General features: G+C 56.9%; 13 protein-coding genes. 7 read left to right on the top strand and 6 right to left on the bottom strand.

The features are described from left to right. The first annotated feature begins 235 nt into the window (after positions 1-235). From rpoB to ACZ1HJ_RS07750, 4 genes are all read left to right on the top strand, one after another. A complete protein-coding gene (rpoB, locus tag ACZ1HJ_RS07735) occupies positions 236-4,372 on the top strand; it encodes a DNA-directed RNA polymerase subunit beta (protein WP_472721726.1) in 4,137 nt (1,378 codons plus the stop codon). Positions 4,373-4,427: 55 nt separating this feature from the next. Then, entirely contained in the window at positions 4,428-8,672 is a 4,245-nt protein-coding gene (gene rpoC / locus ACZ1HJ_RS07740; protein ID WP_472721727.1) for a DNA-directed RNA polymerase subunit beta', read from the top strand. A gap of 232 nt (positions 8,673-8,904) precedes the next feature. Further along, the gene (gene pncB, locus ACZ1HJ_RS07745; protein WP_472721728.1) at positions 8,905-10,197 is read left to right on the top strand and encodes a nicotinate phosphoribosyltransferase; all 1,293 of its coding nucleotides are present in this window, start codon (positions 8,905-8,907) and stop codon (positions 10,195-10,197) included. A gap of 21 nt (positions 10,198-10,218) precedes the next feature. Next, entirely contained in the window at positions 10,219-11,142 is a 924-nt protein-coding gene (locus ACZ1HJ_RS07750) for an LAPAL motif-containing putative phage structural protein (protein ID WP_472721729.1), read from the top strand. Between the two features lie 233 nt (positions 11,143-11,375). Here the strand turns inward: ACZ1HJ_RS07750 and arfB are convergent, their stop codons facing one another. The 5 genes from arfB to ACZ1HJ_RS07775 form a co-directional block, all read right to left on the bottom strand. Beyond that, positions 11,376-11,798, bottom strand: a complete 423-nt coding sequence (arfB, locus tag ACZ1HJ_RS07755; RefSeq protein ID WP_472721730.1) for an alternative ribosome rescue aminoacyl-tRNA hydrolase ArfB — start codon at positions 11,796-11,798, stop codon at positions 11,376-11,378. 262 nt (positions 11,799-12,060) lie between these two features. Further along, the gene (locus ACZ1HJ_RS07760; RefSeq protein WP_472721731.1) at positions 12,061-12,678 is read right to left on the bottom strand and encodes a queuosine precursor transporter; all 618 of its coding nucleotides are present in this window, start codon (positions 12,676-12,678) and stop codon (positions 12,061-12,063) included. A 2-nt stretch (positions 12,679-12,680) separates the two neighbouring features. After that, positions 12,681-13,604: a penicillin-insensitive murein endopeptidase gene (gene mepA, locus ACZ1HJ_RS07765; RefSeq protein WP_472721732.1), complete on the bottom strand. Its 924-nt coding sequence runs from the start codon at positions 13,602-13,604 to the stop codon at positions 12,681-12,683. Then, positions 13,583-14,968, bottom strand: coding sequence for an MFS transporter (locus tag ACZ1HJ_RS07770; protein ID WP_472721733.1), 1,386 nt, complete (start codon positions 14,966-14,968; stop codon positions 13,583-13,585). The genes mepA and ACZ1HJ_RS07770 overlap by 22 nt, the downstream gene beginning before the upstream one ends. Positions 14,969-15,022: 54 nt before the next feature. After that, entirely contained in the window at positions 15,023-15,559 is a 537-nt protein-coding gene (locus ACZ1HJ_RS07775) for an acyl-CoA thioesterase (protein ID WP_472721734.1), read from the bottom strand. A gap of 128 nt (positions 15,560-15,687) precedes the next feature. Between ACZ1HJ_RS07775 and ACZ1HJ_RS07780 the strand changes: the two genes are divergently transcribed. From ACZ1HJ_RS07780 to yaaA, 3 genes are all read left to right on the top strand, one after another. Then, positions 15,688-15,975: a YggT family protein gene (locus ACZ1HJ_RS07780; protein WP_472721735.1), complete on the top strand. Its 288-nt coding sequence runs from the start codon at positions 15,688-15,690 to the stop codon at positions 15,973-15,975. 72 nt (positions 15,976-16,047) lie between these two features. Further along, positions 16,048-18,087, top strand: a complete 2,040-nt coding sequence (gene recQ, locus ACZ1HJ_RS07785) for a DNA helicase RecQ (protein ID WP_472721736.1) — start codon at positions 16,048-16,050, stop codon at positions 18,085-18,087. Positions 18,088-18,119: 32 nt separating this feature from the next. Then, positions 18,120-18,884: a peroxide stress protein YaaA gene (gene yaaA / locus ACZ1HJ_RS07790; protein ID WP_472721737.1), complete on the top strand. Its 765-nt coding sequence runs from the start codon at positions 18,120-18,122 to the stop codon at positions 18,882-18,884. Here the strand turns inward: yaaA and ACZ1HJ_RS07795 are convergent. Continuing rightward, positions 18,875-21,112, bottom strand: coding sequence for a response regulator (locus ACZ1HJ_RS07795; protein WP_472721738.1), 2,238 nt, complete (start codon positions 21,110-21,112; stop codon positions 18,875-18,877). The genes yaaA and ACZ1HJ_RS07795 overlap by 10 nt on opposite strands. Positions 21,113-21,230: the final 118 nt, after the last annotated feature.

Genomic DNA, 21,230 nt, shown 5'->3' on the forward strand with positions numbered 1-21,230 from the left:
CCGGACGAAAATTCTGGCTGGGTCCGGCAAATTCCGGGCCCAGCCGAACCTGTCTTAGAAAGGGCTTTCTGCCCGGACGTGGCGCAAAGCCCTTTCTAAGGTGCGGTTTTTGCAATCGGGAGGTCTGTGGTGGGACATGGACCGGGAATTGATTGCAACCCATCGTCTCGAAAGGACGCGGTGCAGGGGCCCGACTGCATGCGCGACCGTTGAGAAATGAAAGGTGACATCGACCATGGCTCAGACCTACCTCGGCCAGAAACGTTTACGCAAATATTTCGGCAAAATCCGCGAAGTGCTGGACATGCCAAACCTCATTGAGGTGCAGAAATCATCCTATGATCTGTTCCTGGATTCCGGCGATCAGCCCGAACCCATGGACGGCGAAGGCCTGAAAGGTGTTTTCCAGTCGGTCTTCCCGATCAAGGATTTCAACGAGACCAGCGTGCTGGAATTTGTCAGCTACGATCTGGAGAAGCCCAAATACGACGTTGAAGAGTGCATGCAGCGCGACATGACGTACAGCGCGCCTTTGAAGGTGACGCTGCGCCTGATCGTGTTTGATGTTGATGACGACACCGGTGCTAAATCCGTGAAGGACATCAAGGAACAGGACGTGTTCATGGGCGACATGCCCCTGATGACGCCAAACGGGACGTTTGTTGTGAACGGCACGGAGCGCGTGATCGTTTCTCAGATGCACCGCTCGCCCGGGGTGTTCTTTGACCATGACAAGGGCAAAACCCACAGCTCGGGTAAACTTCTGTTTGCCTGCCGCATCATCCCCTATCGCGGCAGCTGGCTGGACTTTGAGTTCGACGCCAAGGATATCGTCTTTGCCCGGATCGACCGTCGCCGCAAATTGCCGGTGACCACGCTGCTTTATGCGCTTGGTCTGGACCAGGAAAGCATCATGGATGCTTACTATGACACCGTCGATTACAAGCTGAAGAAGAAAAAGGGCTGGGTCACCAAGTTCTTCCCAGAGCGTGTGCGCGGCACCCGCCCGACCTATGACCTGGTGGATGCGAAATCCGGCGACGTGATTGCCGAGGCTGGCAAGAAAGTGACGCCCCGCGCCGTCAAAAAACTGATCGATGACGGCAAAGTCACCGATCTGCTGGTCCCTTATGAGCAAATCCTCGGCAAGTTTGTCGCCAAGGACATCATCAACGAAGAAACCGGTGCGATTTACGTCGAGGCCGGGGACGAGTTGACGCTGGAATACGACAAAGAGGGCGAAGTCACAGGCGGGTCGCTGCAGGAACTTCTGGATGCGGGCATCACCGAGATACCCGTTCTGGACATCGACAACGTCAATGTTGGCCCCTACATGCGCAACACGATGGCGGCGGATAAGAATATGAACCGCGTCACCGCGCTCATGGACATCTACCGCGTCATGCGCCCGGGTGAGCCACCTACAGAAGAGGCCGCATCGGCACTCTTTGACACGCTCTTCTTTGACAGCGAGCGCTATGATCTGTCGGCCGTTGGCCGCGTGAAAATGAACATGCGTCTGGCGCTTGAAAAGCCGGACACGCAGCGCACGCTGGACCGCGAAGACATCGTGGCCTGCATCAAGGCACTGGTGGAACTGCGCGACGGCAAGGGCGATATCGACGATATCGACCACCTTGGTAACCGCCGTGTGCGTTCCGTTGGTGAGCTGATGGAGAACCAGTACCGTGTAGGTCTGTTGCGCATGGAACGCGCGATCAAAGAGCGTATGTCGTCGGTCGAGATTGATACCGTCATGCCGCAGGATCTGATCAATGCGAAACCTGCCGCCGCGGCCGTGCGTGAATTCTTCGGCTCCTCGCAGCTGTCGCAGTTCATGGACCAGACAAACCCACTCAGTGAAGTCACCCACAAACGCCGTCTCTCGGCGCTTGGGCCAGGCGGTCTAACGCGCGAACGTGCGGGTTTTGAGGTGCGTGACGTTCATCCAACCCATTATGGCCGGATGTGTCCGATTGAAACGCCGGAAGGGCCAAACATTGGCCTGATCAACTCGCTCGCCACCTTTGCGCGCGTGAACAAATATGGCTTCATCGAAACGCCCTATCGCAAGGTCGAAGGCGGCCATGTGACCGACGATGTGCAATACATGTCTGCCACCGAAGAAATGCGTCACACCGTGGCGCAGGCCAACGCGTCGCTGGATGAAAAAGGCAATTTCGTCAATGAAATGGTCAACACCCGCCAGTCGGGTGAATACATGCTTGCGCCAAGCGAGAATGTGGACCTGATCGACGTCTCTCCCAAGCAGTTGGTCTCGGTCGCGGCCTCGCTCATCCCGTTCCTGGAAAATGACGACGCCAACCGCGCCCTGATGGGATCGAACATGCAACGTCAGGCGGTTCCGACGCTTCGCTCCGAGGCTCCCCTGGTGGGCACCGGCATCGAAGGTGTGGTTGCGCGCGACTCAGGCGCGTCGATCCTGGCCAAACGGGCCGGTATCATCGACCAGGTCGATGCGACACGTATCGTTGTGCGTGCGACCGAGGATCTGGAACTGGGTGACGCGGGTGTGGACATCTACCGCATGCGCAAATTCCAGCGTTCGAACCAGAACACCTGCATCAACCAGCAGCCACTTGTAAAAGTGGGTGACACGGTGATGAAGGGCGAAGTGATCGCGGACGGTCCATCGACCGATCTGGGTGAACTTGCACTGGGCAAAAACGTGGTCACGGCGTTTATGCCGTGGAATGGGTATAACTTCGAAGACTCGATCCTGATTTCTGAACGTGTGGCGCGTGATGACGTGTTCACCTCCGTTCATATCGAGGAATTCGAAGTGGCCGCGCGGGATACCAAGCTGGGTCCGGAAGAGATCACCCGTGACATCCCGAACGTTGGCGAGGAAGCCCTGCGCAACCTCGACGAGGCGGGCATCGTTTACATCGGTGCCGATGTGGAGCCGGGTGACATTCTGGTGGGTAAGATCACGCCCAAGGGTGAATCGCCAATGACGCCTGAGGAAAAACTTCTTCGTGCGATCTTTGGTGAGAAGGCCTCGGACGTGCGCGACACCTCGTTGCGCGTCAAACCCGGTGATTTCGGCACGGTTGTTGAAGTGCGTGTCTTTAACCGCCACGGCGTGGAAAAAGACGAACGTGCGCTTCAGATCGAGCGTGAAGAGGTTGAGCGCCTGGCGCGTGACCGTGATGACGAGCTGGCGATCCTTGATCGTAACATCTATGCCCGTCTGCAATCGCTGATCATGGGCAAGGTCGCTGTCAAAGGCCCCAAAGGTGTCAAAGCCAATTCGGAAATCACCGAAGAACTGCTTGAGATGCTGACCAAGGGCCAATGGTGGCAACTGGCGCTCAAGGATGAGAAAGACGCACAAATCGTCGAAGCCCTGAACGAGCAATATGAGGCGCAGAAGCGTACTCTGGACGCGCGTTTTGAGGATAAGGTCGAAAAGGTCCGTCGCGGTGATGATCTGCCCCCGGGCGTGATGAAGATGGTCAAAGTCTTCATCGCGGTGAAGCGCAAGCTGCAGCCGGGTGACAAGATGGCCGGTCGTCACGGCAACAAGGGTGTGATTTCCAAGGTTGTACCGATGGAAGACATGCCGTTCCTTGCCGATGGGACGCCGGTTGATTTCTGCCTCAATCCGCTGGGCGTTCCCAGCCGGATGAACGTGGGTCAGATCCTTGAAACCCATATGGGTTGGGCCGCGCGCGGTCTTGGTCTTAAGATCGACGATGCGCTGCAAGAGTATCGCCGGTCCGGTGACATGACCCCGGTGCGTGAAGCGATGAAAATCGCCTATGGCGAGGATGTCTACGAAGAAGGCATCGCTGGCATGGACGAAGAGCATCTGATCGAAGCGGCAGGCAATGTGACCGGCGGTGTGCCGATTGCAACGCCGGTCTTTGACGGCGCGAAAGAGGCTGACGTCAACGATGCGCTCAAGCGCGCGGGCTTTGACGAAAGCGGTCAGTCTATCCTGTTTGACGGTCGTACTGGTGAGCAATTCGCGCGTCCGGTCACGGTAGGTGTTAAATATCTGCTGAAACTGCATCACCTGGTGGATGACAAGATCCACGCCCGCTCGACCGGTCCGTACTCGCTCGTCACGCAGCAGCCGCTGGGTGGTAAGGCGCAGTTCGGTGGTCAGCGTTTCGGGGAGATGGAGGTCTGGGCGCTGGAAGCGTACGGCGCCGCCTATACCCTGCAGGAGATGCTGACGGTCAAGTCGGACGACGTTGCCGGACGGACAAAAGTCTACGAAAGCATCGTCAAAGGCGAGGACAACTTCGAAGCCGGTGTGCCTGAATCGTTCAACGTTCTGGTCAAAGAGGTCCGTGGCCTCGGCCTGAACATGGAACTCCTGGACGCGGAGGAAGCGGAATAACGGCGGGGTCCCACCCCCGCCAACCCTTCCAACGCCCGAATTCAAGGATTTGAAAATGAACCAGGAACTGACAAACAACCCGTTCAACCCCGTCGCGCCGGTCAAGGTGTTCGACGAGATTAAGGTATCGCTGGCCTCGCCAGAGCGCATCCTGTCGTGGTCGTATGGGGAGATCAAAAAGCCCGAAACCATCAACTATCGGACCTTCAAGCCCGAGCGTGATGGCCTGTTCTGTGCGCGTATCTTTGGTCCGATCAAGGATTACGAATGCCTTTGCGGCAAATATAAGCGGATGAAATATCGCGGCGTTGTCTGCGAGAAATGCGGGGTCGAGGTGACGCTGCAAAAGGTCCGTCGTGAGCGTATGGGCCATATCGAACTGGCCGCTCCCTGCGCGCATATCTGGTTCTTGAAGTCGCTACCATCGCGCATCGGCCTCATGCTGGACATGACCCTGCGCGATCTGGAGCGGGTTCTTTACTTCGAGAACTATGTTGTGATCGAGCCGGGCCTGACCGATCTGACCTATGGCCAGATGCTGAGCGAAGAAGAGTTCATGGATGCGCAGGACGCGTATGGCATGGACGCGTTCACCGCGAACATCGGTGCCGAAGCGATCCGTGAGATGTTGCAGAACATCGACCTTGAAGCCGAAGCCGAACAGCTGCGCGCCGATCTGGCTGAAGCCACTGGTGAGCTGAAGCCCAAGAAGATCATCAAGCGTCTGAAAGTGGTCGAGAGCTTCCTTGAGTCCGGCAACCGCCCGGAATGGATGGTCATGACGGTTATCCCGGTCATCCCGCCGGAACTGCGCCCGCTGGTGCCGCTGGACGGTGGCCGGTTTGCGACCTCTGACCTCAACGATCTCTATCGACGCGTGATCAACCGGAACAACCGTCTGAAGCGCCTGATCGAGCTTCGTGCGCCCGATATCATCGTGCGTAACGAAAAGCGGATGCTGCAGGAATCGGTTGACGCCCTCTTTGACAACGGCCGTCGTGGCCGCGTCATCACCGGCGCCAACAAACGCCCGCTGAAATCGCTTTCGGACATGCTGAAAGGCAAGCAGGGCCGTTTCCGCCAGAACCTTCTTGGTAAACGCGTCGACTTCTCCGGCCGCTCGGTCATCGTGACCGGACCGGAACTGAAACTGCACCAATGTGGTCTGCCCAAGAAGATGGCTTTGGAGCTGTTCAAACCGTTCATCTACTCGCGGCTCGAAGCCAAAGGCATGTCTTCGACCGTGAAGCAGGCCAAGAAACTGGTGGAAAAAGAGCGTCCGGAAGTCTGGGACATCCTCGATGAGGTGATCCGCGAACACCCGGTCATGCTCAACCGGGCACCAACGCTGCACCGTCTGGGCATTCAGGCGTTTGAGCCGGTGCTGATCGAAGGCAAGGCCATTCAGTTGCATCCGCTCGTCTGTTCGGCCTTTAATGCCGATTTCGACGGTGACCAGATGGCTGTGCACGTGCCGCTGAGCCTTGAGGCCCAGCTGGAAGCACGCGTGTTGATGATGTCGACGAACAACGTTCTGTCGCCCGCAAACGGTGCGCCGATCATCGTTCCGTCGCAGGACATGGTTCTGGGTCTTTACTATGTCTCGCTGGAGCGCGAAGGCATGAAGGGCGAAGGCATGGCTTTTGCCTCGATCGAAGAAGTTCAGCATGCGCTGGACGCGGGCGAGGTGCATCTGCACGCCAAGGTGACTGCGCGCATTCCTCAGATTGACGAGGAAGGCAATGAGGTGATGACCCGCGTGGAAACCACGCCGGGCCGTGTCCGTCTGGGCGCGCTTCTGCCGCGCAACGCCAAAGCGCCGTTCAGCCTGGTCAATAAACTTCTGCGCAAGAAAGAAGTGCAGCAGACCATCGATACCGTCTACCGCTATTGCGGTCAGAAGGAGTCGGTTATTTTCTGCGACCAGATCATGACCATGGGCTTCCGTGAAGCGTTCAAGGCGGGCATTTCGTTCGGTAAGGACGACATGGTGATCCCGGACACCAAATGGCCGATCGTTGAAGAAACCCGTGATCAGGTCAAAGGGTTCGAACAGCAATATATGGACGGCCTGATCACCCAAGGTGAGAAGTACAACAAAGTGGTTGATGCCTGGTCGAAATGTAACGATCAGGTGACCGAGGCCATGATGGGTACAATCTCGGCCTCCAAACGCGACGATGATGGGTCAGAGGCCGAGCCTAACTCGGTCTACATGATGGCGCATTCCGGTGCGCGTGGTTCGGTCACGCAGATGAAACAGCTGGGCGGGATGCGCGGCCTGATGGCCAAGCCGAACGGTGACATCATCGAAACGCCGATCATCTCGAACTTTAAAGAAGGTCTGACCGTTCTTGAGTACTTCAACTCGACCCACGGTGCGCGAAAAGGCCTTTCGGATACGGCGCTTAAAACCGCGAACTCGGGGTATCTGACCCGTCGTCTGGTGGACGTGGCGCAGGATTGCATCATTCGTGAGCATGATTGTGGCACGGATCGTGCCATCACAGCCGAAGCCGCCGTCAACGACGGTGAGGTTGTGGCCACATTGGGTGAGCGCATCCTGGGCCGTGTTGCTGCCGAGGACATCCTCAACCCGGGCAATGATGAGGTCGTGATTGCCAACGGCACGCTGATCGATGAACGTATGGCTGATGCGGTGGAAGAAGCTGCAGTGCAGACCGCACGCATCCGCTCGCCGCTGACCTGCGAAGCCGAAGACGGCGTTTGCGCCATGTGCTACGGTCGTGACCTTGCGCGCGGTACGATGGTCAACAACGGCGAGGCCGTCGGCATCATCGCGGCGCAGTCGATTGGTGAACCCGGTACACAGCTGACGATGCGGACATTCCACATCGGTGGTGTTGCGCAGGGTGGTCAGCAGTCTTTCCTCGAAGCCAGTCAGGAAGGCAAGATCGAGTTTGAAAACGCACAGACGTTGGAAAGCTCGAGCGGCGCGATCCTGGTCATGGGCCGTAACATGAAGTTGCGGATCGTCGGCGAGAAGGGTGTCGAACTGGCCAGCCACAAGGTTGGATACGGTACGCGTCTCTTTGTCAAAGAGGGTGACAAGGTCGCTCGCGGTGACAAACTCTTTGAGTGGGATCCATACACATTGCCCATTCTGGCCGAGAAATCCGGTACCGCAAAATTCGTTGACCTTGTCAGCGGTGTTGCCGTGCGGGACGTGACCGATGATGCCACAGGCATGACCCAGAAGATCGTGACCGATTGGCGCGCGGCCCCCAAGGGCAACGAGCTCAAGCCAGAAGTTCTGGTTGTCGGCAAGGACGGTGAACCGGTCCGCAACGATGCGGGCAACCCGGTGACCTATCCGATGTCAGTGGACGCGATCCTGTCGATCGAAGACGGTCAGGAGATCGAAGCCGGTGACGTGGTTGCGCGTATTCCGCGTGAAGGTGCGAAAACCAAGGACATCACCGGTGGTCTGCCGCGTGTGGCCGAACTTTTTGAGGCCCGTCGCCCCAAAGATCACGCCATCATCGCCGAGATCGACGGGTATGTCCGCTATGGGCGCGACTATAAGAACAAGCGTCGCATCAGCATCGAACCCGCGGATGACACGATGGAGCCCGTCGAATACATGGTGCCCAAGGGCAAGCACATTCCTGTTCAGGAAGGTGATTATGTCCAGAAGGGTGACTACATCATGGACGGCAACCCGGCCCCACATGACATCCTGAGCATCATGGGTGTCGAAGCGCTGGCGGATTACATGATCGACGAGGTGCAGGAGGTCTATCGTCTGCAAGGCGTGAAAATCAACGACAAGCACATCGAGGTCATCGTGCGTCAGATGCTGCAGAAATGGGAGATCCTGGATAGTGGCGACACAACGCTTCTGAAGGGTGAACATGTCGACAAGCAGGAATTTGACGTGGCCAACGAAAAGGCACTGTCGAAGGGTGGCCGTGCGGCCCAAGGCGAGCCGATCCTTCTGGGGATCACCAAAGCGTCGCTGCAAACCCGCAGCTTCATCTCGGCGGCCTCGTTCCAGGAAACCACGCGGGTTCTGACCGAAGCATCGGTTCAGGGCAAGCGCGACAAGCTGGTCGGCCTCAAGGAGAACGTCATCGTGGGTCGTCTGATCCCTGCCGGTACCGGCGGTGCCACGCAACAGATGCGCCACATCGCGCAGCAGCGTGATAACGTGGTCATCGAAGCACGCCGCGAAGAAGCCGAAGCCGCTGCAGCCCTGGCTGCGCCGACCGAGGATGACATCGTGGGTGGAGATGAGTTCGACAATCTGGTGGAAACACCGGAGAGCCGCGACGAGTAACGCAAAGCGTTTTGAATTCAAAAAGCTCCGCTGGAAACAGCGGGGCTTTTTTTGTGCACGTTCGCTGCGTTCAACAGGATGTCAAAAACCCCATCAAGTCGCGTGCGTCACGTGTTTGACCGACAAATCCGTGGACATTGACCGAACGGCGGCGTCTCTCGCTCAGCACAGGCTTGCCACTCACCGCCCCCTTTGATTTAACCATCCGGGTCACACCTGCCGGAGCCCTCTCATGGTCGATATCGCCACCCGCGTCCATAACCACAAATGGAAGATCGACCCAATCGTCCGGTCTCTGATCGATACTGATTTTTATAAGCTATTGATGTGTCAGTCTATTTTTCGCAACAAACCGGATACACAGGTCACGTTCAGCCTGATCAACCGCACCAAATCGATCCGTCTAGCCGATCTGGTGGACGAAGGCGAACTGCGCGAACAGCTCGACCACATCCGCTCCCTCTCGCTGACCCGCGGGGAAAGCACATGGATGCGCGGCAACACCTTCTACGGCAAACGCCAGATGTTCACGCCCGAATTCATGGACTGGTTCGAAAACCTGTCGCTGCCGCCCTACCATCTGGAAAAACACGACGGCCAGTATGAGCTGACGTTCGAAGGCAACTGGCCCGAGGTCATGCTCTGGGAAATCCCCGCGCTTGCGGTGCTGATGGAACTGCGTTCGCGGGCGGTGCTCAACACGATGGGCAAATTTGAACTGCAGGTGCTCTATGCCCGCGCCATGACCAAGCTCTGGGAAAAGGTCGAACGCCTGCGCGAGGTCGACGGGCTGCGCATAGCCGATTTTGGAACGCGGCGGCGGCATAGTTTCCTCTGGCAGGACTGGTGCGTGCAGGCAATGGGCGAGGGGCTGGGCGAGAAATTCGTCGGCACCTCCAACTGCCTCATCGCCAAGAACCGCGATGTCGAGGCGATTGGCACCAACGCCCACGAGCTGCCGATGGTCTATGCCGCCCTTGCCGACACGGACGCCGAACTGGCACAGGCCCCCTATGATGTTCTCAGCGACTGGCACGAGGAGCATGACGGCAACCTGCGCATCATCCTGCCCGACACCTACGGCACCCAAGGGTTTCTGGACAACGCGCCCGACTGGCTGGCGGGCTGGACCGGCATCCGCATCGACAGCGGCGATCCGGCCGAGGCCGCCGAGATTGCCATCAACTGGTGGAAAAGCCGGGGCGAGGACCCGCTGGAAAAACTCATCATCTTCTCCGACGGTTTGGGCGAGAAAAAGATCGCCGACCTGCACGCCCAATTCAAAGACCGCACGCGTGTTTCCTTCGGGTGGGGCACGCTCCTGACCAACGATTTCCGAGGCCTCGTCCCCGACGACGCCCTCAACCCGTTCAGCCTTGTCTGCAAAGCGGTTTCCGCCAACGGCCGGCCTACTGTTAAGTTGAGCGACAACCCCCGCAAAGCCATGGGCCCGCAGGACCAGATCGAGCGGTATAAACGCGTGTTTGGGGTGGGGGAGCAGGAGGCTTTGGAGGTGGTGGTTTAACGAATTTAAAGTATTGAAAAAATGAGCGACTTGATGATTAGTTTGAGCGACTTGGAATCCACGCCTGAAAGCGAAATCATTCTAAAAATTGATTTCGACCCGAAGGAGTCTTCTCCTGCAAGAGTCTTCGAACGAGTTGCCGGTTTAATTAGATCGCTTGAAGAGATGGACCGAGTTTTTGTCCAGAGTATCAGCAGCGAAATTCAGACGACGTTTATCCTCGAAGACTTAAGGCGCTCAAGCATAAAAGTTTTCCTGAGAAACGTTTTGAAGAATATTGATGATGACGCTCTGAAAGACTTGGATTGGAAGAAGCAAGTCGGCGCATATTTAGTCAAAGCAAAATACGCGGCAATTTCGTGGCTTGACGAACAATCTGAAGACAAAGCGCCTAGAAAAATTTCCGACCTTACTACTGAGGTTGCAAAGCTTGCGAAACAGACCGACACCCGAAGACTCCCGGATTACCCAGAACCAAATAAAACACGGTTGGCTCAGGCTATGGATCACTTCCAAGAAGAAAAAGCCAAATTCAAAGAGAGCGACAAAGTCACAATTACACTCGATGAAAAAGAGTATTCTGTGGTTTTGGAAAACACTTGGTCTCCTTCAGAATACCTGTCTGAAGAAGAAGAGGAACGAGAACTGTCTAATGAAGCAGACATGTTCTTGATTATTAGGAAACCTGATTTTCTCGGCAATACTCGGTGGCAATTCAAGCACGGTGATAATAGTCTTTCATTGCCCATCGAAGATGGGCAATGGCTAGAAAAATTTAAGGCCGGTGAGTTTCCAATAAAGCCGGGAGACGCTTTGCGCGTCAGAATAAGAAGCCGTTTCATTTATGATAAAATGGGCGACCTCAAGGAAACTGAGATGGCAATCATTAAAGTGTTCGAAGTAAAACCAATGGACGAGAAGACAAAAGACTTTTGGCCGGATTGAGCTAGTTTTGATTGCGATGAAAGCACGCGCGGGATCAAGGCCGCAGGCCGCCGCGCGATCGCCAGACCGCCCGCACGGGCTGGCGATTTGGCTAGCGTCGGTGCGTTCCACTGATCTTTTTCGGATTTGGCTGGGATAAACTGCCCTGAAAACACCGGATCATCGCCATCCCGCGGTCTGGCCATCGCGCGGCTCGGTCAGCATACGACAGGTGTGTGCCAACCCACCACGTTTCAATCCTCTCCGTCAACACGTCCCCTGAGCGCCTTTACCTCCCCCCGCACCTTTTTCGCCTTCAACCGCCGTTTCTTTGACCCGAGCGTGGGCCGCGTCGCAATCCGGCGTTTGGGTTTTTCAAGCGCTTTGCGGATCAGTTCGGCCAGCCGCTCCCGTGCGATGTCGCGGTTGCGGGATTGGTGGCGGGTTTCATCGCATTGGATGATCAGCGCGCCTTCCTTGGTCCAGCGCCGGCCCGCCAGCCGCTGCAGCCGTCGTTTCACCGCATCGGGTAGGTTGGGGGAGCGATCGGCTTCGAACCGCAGCTCAACCGCGGAGCTGACCTTGTTCACATTCTGCCCGCCCGGGCCGGACGCGCGCATAAACTGCTCAGTCAGTTCCCAGTCTTCGATGGTGATCTGATCATTGATTTTCAGCACAACGCCGTGCACTCCCAAAAGCGCAAATTCAGAAATTCAAAAGGGCCGCCCTATTCGGAACGGCCCTCTAGAAGTCAGCGGAAGTGGGCCGGTTAGGCGCACCAATCCAAGTGGTATTCAAGCACCCAAGGGCTGCCTCAGGTACGATCCTCCCGAACTGTTCCAACACCTCTTCCCATTACCTCTATAGACATGGGCACCTCCTTTCTGCTGTTAAACTCACCCGCAGCTTGCCACAGATTTTTTGTTTGTCAAAACAAAATCATGTGGTGCGATTGGTTAACGACCCCACGATGATGCGGAAGGGCACAAGGGCGATCAGTGCCAGCGCCAGTTTGACCAGCCAATCGGCCACCGCCAGCGAGACCCAGAGCGGTGCCGCGGGGCCCATGCCCAGAAGCGGCAGGACCTCACCCGCCCATCCCACATCATTGCCCGGCTCCAGCCATGTGAGCCCGGCCGAAAACGCGATGGTGAAGAAGAGTGCCGTATCGATCGAACTGCCGATGATGGAAGAGATCACCGGGGCCTGCCACCATGATCCGTGGCGCAGGCGGTCAAAGATCGAGATGTCGATCAGTTGCGCGGTGAGGAAGGCGAGGCCCGATCCAAGGGCGATCCGCAGGGTGACCAATGGCCCAAACTCGCCCATGATCTGCGTGCCGATGAAGGAACAGATCAGACCGACGACAAAGCCAGCGATCACGACCTGACGCGCGGCATCCCGGCCATAAACGCGGTTCATGACGTCGGTCACCAGAAAGGCCAGCGGATAGGTGAATGCGCCCCAGGTCAGCCATTGGCCAAAGAGGAACTGCACCAGGATGTTCGAGGCCACGACGATGGCGGCCATCGCAAGAATGCCGGGGAGATACCGCATGTTTACTGTGATTGCAGAACCGCCACGCATTGTCCGGGCAGGTCTCTCATTGTCAGCTCCCGCCGCGGTTTGGGTTTGGGCGCATCAGGATTTGGGGGCGGTGGATTTAGAATGTTTTTCACCCATTGTTGTGCATCCGCACATCCGTCGCCCGCGGGTGGTGCGGCCTGATTAACGCAGCCGCGGGCACCGTCCGGACATTTCAGGCGAACATGGAAGTGGTAATGGTGGCCCCACCAGGGGCGGACTTTGCGCAGCCATGCGCGGTCGCCTTTTTCGTCATTGCACATCCGTACTTTGGCACCGGGGAAGATGAAAATGCGGGCGGTGCGGGGGTCTTGGGCGGCTGCCTTGACGATTTCGTGGTGCTGGCGGGTCCAGTTGGAATTGGTATACGCCCCGTTTGCGCGGCGCATGGAGATAGATGAGATGTTTTCACGCTCCGTCCGCGTCAGGGTCAGGTTCGTGGCAGGGCGCAGCCAGATATCGGCGTCCATACCAACCTGGTGCGAGCGATGCCCGCTCAGCATCGGCCCGCCGCGGGGCTGGCTGATATCGCCCACATAGAGCCCGTTCCAGCCAGGTTGCGCGGCTGCCTTGCGAGACAGTTTCTGAATAAAATCAACGGTCTGCGGATGGCCCCAATTACGATTGCGACTGAGCCGCATGGCTTGCCATGTGGGGCCTGTTTCGGCCAGTTGCACCCCGCCAGCAATGCATCCTTTGGCGTATCCACCGTAGGGTTCGGCGGCCTGCGCCGAGCCGCGTGCGTGTTTCCCGAAGAGCTGTTTTGCTTCGATACCTTGCATCGACGCCGGAACATTCTGGGTGGAGAGTGCCTGTACCCGGGCCGGGGTTTCCGGCGTTGAGCCGCCGCAGCTGGCCAAGCCCAATGTCAGAGCCATCAGTTTGAAGAAACGGTCCATGTCTCGCTGTCTCCTTCGGCTTTGACCCAGCGTAACAGGAAGAGGCCGATCAGGAAAAGGGCAATAAGTGGCGAAACACCGATGCGCGCGCTGCCGCTCAGGGCCGTGATCGCGCCGATCAGGGCAGGGGCCATAAATGCGGTGGCGCGTCCGGAAAGCCCGTAGAGGCCAAAGCTCTCGGTCGGGGCATGTGGATCGGTGTGGCGCACCATCAGGGATCGGCTGGCGGCCTGCAACACGCCGCCCATGCCCCCGATCAATGCGCCGCAGACGAAGAAAACGGTGTCTGGGACGCTGGAACCTTCGGCGAGAGGAATGCCGAAAATCTGCTGGCGGTCCATTGAGACAATCGTGATGCAGACCACGATCAATACCCAGATCGACACCACAATCACCGGGCGGGGGCCAAATCGTTTGTCAGCCTTGCCACCTACCCAGCTGAAAGCGGCAGCGGAAATCGCGGCGATGATGCCGAAGACGCCGATGGAGACCAACTCCCAGTTCAACACAAGTCGCGCATAGGTGCCGCCAAATCCATAAAGTCCATTGAGCGCATCACGGTAAAACATTGAGGACCCGAGATAGGCCGTGAGGCTGAGGCGGTGGCGCAGGCTTTTGACCGTGTTGACCAGCAAAACCAGCGCATCCCCCATGCCTTTGCCTTGTGGCGGCGTGCGGGTGTCGCGGGTCCAGAGCAAATAGGGCAGGATGAAGATCACAAACCAAATTGCGGTAAACGGTCCGACGAAACGTGTGCCTTCGTTCTGCGTGGCATCCAATCCAAAGGCGGGGCTAAGGCCAATCAACGTCTTGCCGTTGGGTTGTTCCATGAAAAACAGCAACATGATTACCAAAGACAAAATGCCGCCCAGATACCCAAATGCAAAACCCGAGCCGGAAATCTCGCCGACCTCGGATTGCGAACCCAGTGACGGTAACTGCGAGTTGACGAAGACCAATGCATATTCCGCGCCGATAAAGCCAAAGCCAAAAGCAATCAGCATGGGCCACAGGGTCGAGCCGTCCGGATACGTCCACCAAAGCGCGAACGACCCCAGCACATACATGATCGAGAAACCAACGATCCACGGCAACCGTCGTCCGGCGGTATCGGCCAAGGCACCCATCAGAGGTGCACCAAATCCGATGATCAGCCCTGTCGCCGTCAGGCAAAGTGACCAGATGCTTTGCGCCCGAGCATCTGCAGCGCCTTCGTTCAATCCCGACGTCATGAAGAATTCAGCCGCGACGCCCACGAAATAGGGTCCAAAAACGAAGGTCAGCAGCAGTGTATGGAACGGCTGGCTGGCCCAGTCGAAAAAGTACCAGCCCCATATGCGTTTGCGCTGTGAAACCTCGCCCATGCCATCCCCTTGCATTTGCAGGCGATATGACAGGCTATTGACGAGGCTGGCAAGTTATTCCTGCATAGGGGGCCAGGGGCGTATTGCGTCCGCCTCGATCCATGCCTTGATCCAGTCGGGCGCGGGCGGTTTCTGGGCGTCGGATGCAATCATTTCGACAACCCTTTGCGGCTCAACGATCCCCGCTTTGCTGGTCACGGCAGAGCGATAAACGATATGGTTCGCGCACTCGCCGTTTTTCTTCCACATTGATTGTTCGACATAGAAAAACCTGTCGTCCCACCACGCCAATCGGGAGCGCATTTCGATGGTTTCGAACGTTTGGATGCGACGCCTGTATCGTACGCTGGCCCCCGCCATCGTTAATCCCCATTTGTTTTTGCGAAGAACACTGACCAAACCACTGCGTTGCGCAGCGGCAGTCCGCCCAAGATCATAGAGCGTCAGCGTGCGGCCGTTGTTCAACTCCATCCATAAATCGATATCCCAAGGCAGACACATATGCCGCGAAACATGGGTGCCTGTCAGAGGCAGCGGGGGTGAATTCCGGTGCTTCAGCAGCTGAATGAACAGACGTATGGCGGGGTACATCGCGGGTCTCCTTTGCGGGGTAAGTGTGGCGTGTCCGGCACCCCGTCAACCACAACCTCGCGTCAGGCTTGCGCTTTTGCGGCACTCCGCTTACCTGTGAGGCACGTCGCGATCAGGGGAAGACACCGATGCAGTCATTGTTTCAGATCATCATGCTCATACTGGACATTGTCTGGTTCTTCATCATTGCCCACGTGATCATGAGCTGGCTGATCAATTTCCAGGTCTTGAACCTGCGGCAGCCGCTCGTCGCTCAGATCTGGGATATGCTCAACCGTATTCTGGAGCCGGCGTATAATTTCATTCGCAGGTTTTTGCCGCCGATGTCGGGGATTGATCTGGCGCCGCTTGTGGCCCTTGTTGCGGTCTTTGCGCTCAGGATTATCCTGATCAACAATGCGGCTGTTTTTTACTGAACAGACCCTTGTTCACCGAATCTTAGTGTGAAATGATTTCCTGTAAGAGCAGAAAAAAATTACAGGGATCTCATGCCAGGCGCTGCCACGCTTTTGCGCGATGTATTTGGGTTTGACGCCTTCCGCCCCGGGCAGGAAGACATCGTCAAGGCCGTGTCAGAGGGTGAAAACGTGTTGGCGATCATGCCAACAGGCGGTGGTAAATCTCTTTGTTTTCAGCTTCCTGCGTTGATGCGCGATGGTGTGACGGTGGTGATTTCTCCGCTGATTGCCTTGATGCGGGATCAGGTTCGCGCGCTCAAGGCCGCCGGGGTTGAGGCAGGCGCCTTGACCTCGGGCAACACCGAACAGGAAACAGATGAGGTCTGGCAGGCGCTGGAAGATGGGCGGTTGAAACTGCTTTACATAGCACCGGAACGGCTTGCAGCAGGATCGGCCATTGGCATGTTGCGCCGGATCGGCGTTGGTCTGATTGCCGTCGATGAGGCGCATTGCGTATCGCAATGGGGGCATGATTTCCGGCCGGATTATCTGCGTATTGGCGAGTTGCGGCGGGCACTTGGCGTGCCGCTCGCGGCCTTCACGGCCACCGCGGATTCCGAGACGCGCGACGAGATCGTCGAGAAGCTGTTTGATGGCGACGCGCCCGCCCAGTTTCTGCACGGATTTGACCGGCCCAATATCAATCTGGCCTTCGCGGCAAAGGATGGCCCCCGTCGCCAGATCACGGAATTTGCGGCCGCGCGCAAAGGCCAGTCTGGCATAGTTTACTGTGGCACACGTGCAAAAACAGAAACGCTCGCCCAGGCTCTGCGACAAGAGGGGCACAATGCCTGTCACTACCATGGTGGTATGGATGCCGATGATCGCCGCCTGGTCGAAGCCCGTTTCAATACGGAAGATGGCTTGATTGTTGTGGCTACGGTCGCCTTCGGAATGGGCGTAGATAAGCCCGACATCCGATGGGTCGCCCACGCGGACCTGCCCAAATCAATTGAAGCCTATTATCAGGAAATTGGCCGGTCGGGACGTGACGGCGCCCCGGCAGAGACACTCACACTTTATGGCGCCGACGATATTCGATTGCGCCGCAGCCAGATCGATGAAGGCCTGGCGCCGCCGGAACGTCGCATGGCGGATCACGCGCGTTTAAACGCGTTGTTGGGGCTGGCCGAAGCTCAAGAATGCCGCCGCGCGGTTCTGCTGCGTTACTTTGGTGAGGATAAACCCGCCTGTGGCAATTGCGATACCTGCGAAACACCGCCGGATATCTTTGATGGTACCGAAGCTGTCCGCAAGGCACTTTCGGCGATCCTGCGAACAGACGAATTTTTCGGCGCGGGCCATCTGATCGACATTCTCACAGGTAACGAAACGGAAAAGGTGCGCGCCCGCCACCATGATCAGCTGCCAACATTTGGCGTTGGTCGTGATCTGGACCGACGGACCTGGCAGGGTGTTTTTCGCCAGATGATGGGGATCGATTTGGTGCGACCCGATCCGGAACGCCACGGCGCACTACGGATGACGCAACTGGCGCGACCGATCTTGCGGGGCGAAGACACGATTTCTCTGCGGCGGGACACATTGGTTTCAAAGTCGCGCCGCCCGGCCGCAAAAGCATTGGTGTCTGAGGAAGATGCACCGCTTTTGTCGGCACTCAAGGCCAAACGGCGCGCCCTGGCCGAAGCTGCACGCGTCCCGGCCTATGTGGTTTTCACGGACCGGACGCTGATCGAAATGGCAGAAACGCGCCCTGCCAATCTGGACCAGATGGCACGGATCAGCGGTGTGGGTGCCAAGAAACTGGAACGCTACGGTGATGCGTTTCTGGAAGTTATCAACGGCGACACACCGGACGTGCATCCGACACGGCGCAAACTGGCGGGGCGGACTTCGGGCGCCGTCTATGACCAATTGCTAGAGGCGCAGGCGGATTTGGCGCGCGGAGAGACAGGGATAGATCGCCCGCTGAGCTGTTCGGCATCGCTTTTGGCGCGAGTAGCGTCGACCCGACCAAGGGACGTTGGAGAGATGAGACGCCTTCTGGGCGAAAAGCGTGCGGAAAGATTTGGGTTGGCTTTTCTGGACGTCCTGAGGGCGGCGGGCTAAGTCACCTCTCAGAAAACGATGGGGGATATTGAATGCTGGTTGTGGTTTCACCTGCGAAGAAGCTCGATATGGGTGCCGTTGACGATGTTGAAGTGTCACATCCGGCGTTTCGCGATGAAGCGAAAACACTGGCGGATGTCGCGCGAAAACTGTCAGTCAAAGATTTGCAAAAGCTGATGGGCATCAGCCAGAACCTTGCGGAACTCAATGCACAACGCTTCAGCGACTTTGGCCAGATGGATCGGAAACCTGCGGCACTCGCCTTTGCTGGCGACACGTATCAGGGCTTGGAGGCCAGCAGCCTCGACCAAGAGGAAATGAGCTGGGCGCAAGACCATCTACGCATTTTGTCCGGTCTCTATGGGCTGTTGCGGCCATTGGATGCCATCGAGCCCTACCGCCTTGAAATGGGTAGCAGGTTAAAAACGAAACGGGGGAAATCCCTGTATGACTTCTGGGGCGACCAGATTTCGAGCGCGCTCAACCATCAAGCGGCCTCGGTGGGTGCCGATACGCTGATCAACTGCGCCAGTCAGGAATATTTCGGGGCGGTCGATCTGGATGCGCTCCAATTGCGGGTGGTAACCCCGGTATTCATGGAAGAAAAAGACGGCGCCGCCAAGATTGTGAGTTTCTTTGCAAAAAAGGCGCGCGGCGCCATGGCCCGTTTTGTTATCCAGAACCGGCTTACGGATGTCGATGGCATCAAGGATTTTAACGCGGGCGGATATGGGTACCGTCAAGATCTCTCGGATGAGAAAAACTGGGTTTTTCTGCGTGACTATCCTCAGGTTTGATCGTCGTCTACAGGGCTGCGTGCCTCTTCCGGACATGCCGCAACAATCCGTTCGATGATCGCAGCTTTTTTGAGGGGCTTGGTCAGATAAAAATCGAGACCTGCCTTCATAATGCCGTCCTGATCGCCATCCATGGCATGTGCCGTCATGGCAACAACGGGCACGTGTCGACCGGAGGTCTTTTCGATCGCGCGAATTTTTTGGGTGGCCTCTTTTCCATCCATTTCCGGCATCGATATGTCCATGAACACGATATCGGGATCGAAGGATTGGTAGAGGTCGACCGCCTCAATGCCGTTTTCGGCGAACTTCAGATCGATATCCAGCGCTTTGACCATTTTGGTATACACCAAGCGATTGGTCTTGTTGTCTTCCGCAGCGAGGACACGCATGGCCCGCGCCTCTGTGGTTTCTTCTGGTGCTGTAGGTGCGGGTCCAACGTTCTCAGGTGGAGTCTCTGCGGCATCTTGAATAGACGTTTCTGTCTGAACAGGCTCGACCTCAACCACCTCTATCGATTGCAGCGAAGAAAAGAGATCTTGCCGCGGCACAGGTTGCTGCAACAAGGCATGCAGATGACGTTTGCACGGGTCCTGATTGGCGGCGCTGGTGTTGGAACTAAGCATCACAATTGGCGTGTCATATCCTGCCTCACGGATGGCCTCGGCTAATTCCATGCCGTCCATTTCGGGCATCGTATGCGTGGTCAAAACCAAGTGGAATTCTTTGTCCATTTTGGACAAAGCTTCCGCTCCGCTGGAACATGGTACACATTCGATTCCCAGAACTCCAAGCTGTCGTTCCAGAATTTCGCGATTTGCAGTCAGATCATCGACCACAAGCGCGCGTTTCAATCCGGCGGGCATACGGGCCGCATCGGGTTGGATTTTTTCAGCCAGCGGGAGGGTCAGCGAAAAGCCGAAACTTGACCCTTGTTGATCAACGGAATCCACCCAGATTTCGCCCGCCATCATCTTGATCAGCTTCTCAGAGATCGCGAGACCCAGCCCCGTCCCTTCGAATTTTCTGTTACGTTCGTCATCGACCTGATTGAACTCACCAAAGATGTGCTGGATTTTGTCTTCTGGAATGCCGATGCCGGTATCTTCGATGGTGACATGCAGCGTCATCGCATCCGCATCGTCGGCCGCCACACCGATCACCCGCACCAATACGTGCCCGGATTCCGTGAACTTGACCGCATTGCCCATCAAATTGGTCATAACCTGGCGGATACGCCCGCGATCCCCAACAAATTGCGTTGGCAGGAACATGTCGTAATCCACCAACAAATTCAGGCTCTTATCCTGTGCCGTGGGCTGCAGCAACATGATCAACTCGTGGATGCAGCGCTCCAGATCAAAGGGTTCTTCATGCAGAACCATCTTTTCGGCTTCGAGCTTTGAATAGTCCAAGACATCATTGATGATCACCAACAAGGCCTCGCCGGAATTCTTGATCGTTTCCGCGTAAAGCTTCTGTTCGTCGTTCAATTCAGTGTCTTGCAGCAGATCGGCCATACCGACCACGCCGTTCATTGGCGTCCTGATCTCGTGGCTCATATTTGCCAGGAACGAGGATTTGGCCCGATTGGCGGCTTCGGCTTTTTTGCGGGCGTCTTTCAGCTGTGTTTCGTACCGTACGGTTTCGGTGATGTTGAGGGCGAGGCTCACGACATCCCCGCCATGGCCGCGCTGATCAATCAGTTTGAAGTAGGCGCCGTTCCAGATCCGGATCACCTTCGGCTCGGGCGCGTTGCTTTGCCAGCGATCCAGCATCATTTCACGCCATTCCGCGGGTTTCATATCGCCAATGTTTACGATGCCTTCTTCCGTCGCAAATTGCAGAACTTCGACATAGCTGACACCGGGTTGGACATCCTCCAACCCGTCAAAGACGCTTAGCCACGCGTTGTTGGCAGCAATCAGCCTGCTGTCGGAATCAAAAACCGCGAACCCGTCCTGGAAGGTTTCAATGGAATGCCACAACCGGCGTTCGGCAATTTCAACCTTTTCGTTCGCTACGTTCAGGTCCGATTTCACCCGCTGGTTTTCGTCTCGAACGTTCTGAACTTCGGCCCGAGTTTCAACGATTTCGTCAGACAAAGCGCGCGCATGACTGCCCAGCTTACGGTTCGCAGACTGCAACTCCGCCTGTTTTTGCTCAAGCAAGCGCTCGGCGGCCAATCGGGCGCGCCGTTCTTCTGACAGTTTGTTGGCAAGGCTCATGCCAGCCCTCCGCAAAGCCTTCAAGCGATCCGGCCACATTCTGATATCTAAGTGAACAACTGCTTAAAGAGAGCCGTCGAAATCGTTGTCAGTTGCGGGCAGCCATGGCACCATGAAA

The sequence above is a fragment of the Roseovarius sp. JB2-10 genome (assembly GCF_055693585.1).